Source organism: Thiolapillus sp. (genome assembly GCF_048562965.1).
Taxonomy (GTDB): domain Bacteria; phylum Pseudomonadota; class Gammaproteobacteria; order Chromatiales; family Chromatiaceae; genus Thiolapillus; species Thiolapillus brandeum_A.
The window spans coordinates 1-2673 of the sequence record NZ_JBHNMF010000454.1; the positions used below are offsets into that span (position 1 = coordinate 1).

Consider the following 2673-nt stretch of genomic DNA (forward strand, 5'->3'; position numbering starts at 1 on the left):
TTTTCTTCTGCTGAACAGAAAGCATCAGTTCTCGGTATTGATCTCTACCTTGGCATGTTCACGCAGGTATCTGCCCATGAGATTGAACTGTGCCTCGCCCTTGGTTCTGGCCAGTTGTTCTTTGCCAGCCTTGCGCGCCTCTTCATCCAGCTTGGAGGGATCACCGTCTGTCACTTTGCTGACAGACAGCAATGCATAATCACCATTACCCAAAGCAACACCCCCGACGGCAGGTTTGTCGGACGTCGGCCTGGGGAGACCGAAAGCAGTATCTCTGACTGCCGCCGGCACCGCAGTGGAATTACGCTTTATGGTGGCAGCCGGCTCGAGCTTCCAGCTGTTTTCTTCCGCCAGCTGTTCCAGGCTGGTACTGCCGCCCTGCAGTGATTTCAACAGTTCTTCGCCTTTGGCAGCTGCCAGCTTGGACGCCTTTTCACGTTTCAGCGTGGCCCTGATCCTGTCCTTGACTTCCTCGAAAGCCTGCGGGTGTTCTGCCTCGTGCTCCACCACGCGCAGCACCAGCACCTGATCGTCTTCCAGTTCAATCAGCTCACTGTTGTTGTTTTCCTGCAGCACGTCTTCGCTGAAAGCAGCAGCCACGACTTTGGGTGACGCCAGAACGCCTTTGCCACCCTTTCTGTCGAACCAGTCGGACTGTATCGGCTCCAGTTGCAAGGCTTCTGCCGCAGGAGCCAGACTGTCAGGAGTTTCATAACTCAGGTCAGCAAGTTTTTCGGCCTTGTCGAACAACAGCTGCTCAGCCTGGTTACGACGATAAGCAGTTTCGATCTTGCCACGCAGGGCATCGAAACTGCCTTCACCACCGCTCTTGATTTCGGTCACTTCGATCAGATGAAAGCCGAAGGGCGTACGCACCGGCTCACTTATCTTGTCTTTCTCCAGCTTGTAAGCCGCATCTTCAAAAGCCTTTGCCATGACACCGGGACTGATCCAGCCCACGTCACCGCCCTGCTCTTTTGAGCCTGGATCATCGGAAAATTCCCTAGCCAGTGCAGCAAAACTCTCGCCATTTTCCAGGCGCTTGGCAATGTCCTCGATCTTGGCCTTTGCAGCATCAACGGTTTCGGCATCGGCATTTTCATCGACCTGAACAAGAATATGCCGCACCTTGCGCTCTTCCGGCGCCTGGAATTCATCCTTGTGCTGATCGTAGTAGGCACGGAGTTTTTCATCGGTCACTTCGAGGCCGGCACCGACCGTCTCCGGTGACAGCAGAATATATTCCACCTTCACCCGTTCCGGCACCATGTGATCCTGCAGGCGGGAATCGTAATAGGCTTTCAGCTCTTCATCCGAGGGCTGATAATCACCGGCCAGCTTTTCACCGGAAACCAGCATATAGGTGGTTTCACGCTCCTGGTCACGCAAACGAATGCTTTCGTTCAGCTCATAATCTGTAGCAATGGCGGAACCTGCAATGCCGTTGCGCAGCTGTTGCTTCACCAGATCTTCCCGTATGCCCTCTTCGAAACCGCGTTGCGTCATGCCCTGATTGCGGACTGCCGTGTTGTAGGCCTGTACGTTGAACCTGCCATTGCTCTGAAAGTAGGGAATGGACTGGATGTACTGCCGTACGAAATCATCACTGATACGCAGATTCCAATCATCCGCAGTTTCCGACAGCACAGCATCATTGATCATCTGTTCCATGACCTGTTTGCGCAGCATCTTGTCATTGAAAAGCTCGGGGCGGTATGCCTTGCCGAGCTGGTTCCGCAGGCGATCCCTGAATTGCCGCACCTCCTGTTCCACCTGTTGCTGAGTAATTTCTGTACCGTCGACGGTGACAGCCGCCGGGTTACTGCTTACTCCCAGGTAACTCTGTATGCCCCACAGGGCGAAGGGAATGGTGATGAATCCTACGATAAGCCAGGCAAACCAGCCTTGGGCCTTTTCTCTAATTGCCAGCAGCATGATTGTTCAATGATCCGATATATAAACTGAAAAGGATAATACCCTGAAAACAAAAACGGGGTACCAGAATGATACCCCGTTCGTGTCAAAAATGGCGGAGTGGACGGGACTCGAACCCGCGACCCCCGGCGTGACAGGCCGGTATTCTAACCAACTGAACTACCACTCCTAGTTGCTTGGTGGGTGCTGAGGGGATCGAACCCCCGACCCTCGCCTTGTAAGGGCGATGCTCTCCCAGCTGAGCTAAGCACCCGATTGAGGAGCGCTAGTTTACTGCATCCTTTAGCGCTTTACCAGCTTTAAATGCGGGAGATTTCGATGCCTTGATTTCGATGGCTTCACCGGTCTTTGGGTTGCGTCCTGTACGTGCCGCACGGTCCCGCACGAGGAAGCTGCCGAAGCCGACGATGGAAACTGTATCACCTTCCTGGAGTGCTTTCGTAATGGCTGCAATCATGCCGTCAAGTGCGTTACCTGCCTTTGACTGGGAAATCTCTGCTGCCGCTGCAATTGCTTCAATCAGCTCTTTCTTGTTCATCCTGTTGTGCCTCCTAATGTAGCTATTGTGTTTGCCCTGAACCTGTTCGTTCAAGTATGAATGGAAGCTGTCATATCCTGAACGAATTGCCAGTGCAACAGCAGATATCCAGGCTCCATAAAAGCGTGCGTTTTATACCAAGCGCAGATGAAAACTGTCAAGGGAAAAGCGCCTTCCACGGTAAAATTCTTGGCCGTGGG

2 protein-coding genes and 2 tRNA genes are annotated in these 2673 nt (G+C 53.3%); all 4 read right to left on the reverse strand.

Annotation, left to right across the window (positions count from 1 at the left end):
* Positions 1-24: 24 nt before the first annotated feature.
* The 4 genes from ACOCD2_RS16255 to ACOCD2_RS16270 all read right to left on the reverse strand — a co-directional run bounded on the left by ACOCD2_RS16255 (position 25) and on the right by ACOCD2_RS16270 (position 2491).
* A complete protein-coding gene (locus tag ACOCD2_RS16255; protein ID WP_293644029.1) occupies positions 25-1935 on the reverse strand; it encodes a SurA N-terminal domain-containing protein in 1911 nt (636 codons plus the stop codon).
* A 92-nt stretch (positions 1936-2027) separates the two neighbouring features.
* Positions 2028-2104, reverse strand: a tRNA-Asp gene (locus tag ACOCD2_RS16260).
* An 8-nt stretch (positions 2105-2112) separates the two neighbouring features.
* Positions 2113-2188: transfer RNA gene (locus ACOCD2_RS16265), tRNA-Val, on the reverse strand.
* Between the two features lie 12 nt (positions 2189-2200).
* On the reverse strand, positions 2201-2491 hold the full coding sequence (locus ACOCD2_RS16270; RefSeq protein WP_308214408.1) for an HU family DNA-binding protein: 291 nt from the start codon (positions 2489-2491) through the stop codon (positions 2201-2203).
* Positions 2492-2673 lie beyond the last annotated feature (182 nt).

Coding starts and splice junctions, on each gene's coding strand:
- ACOCD2_RS16255 (WP_293644029.1), bottom strand. CDS start 1,935: ATGCTGCTGGCAATTAGAGAAAAGGCCCAAGGCTGGTTTGCCTGGCTT.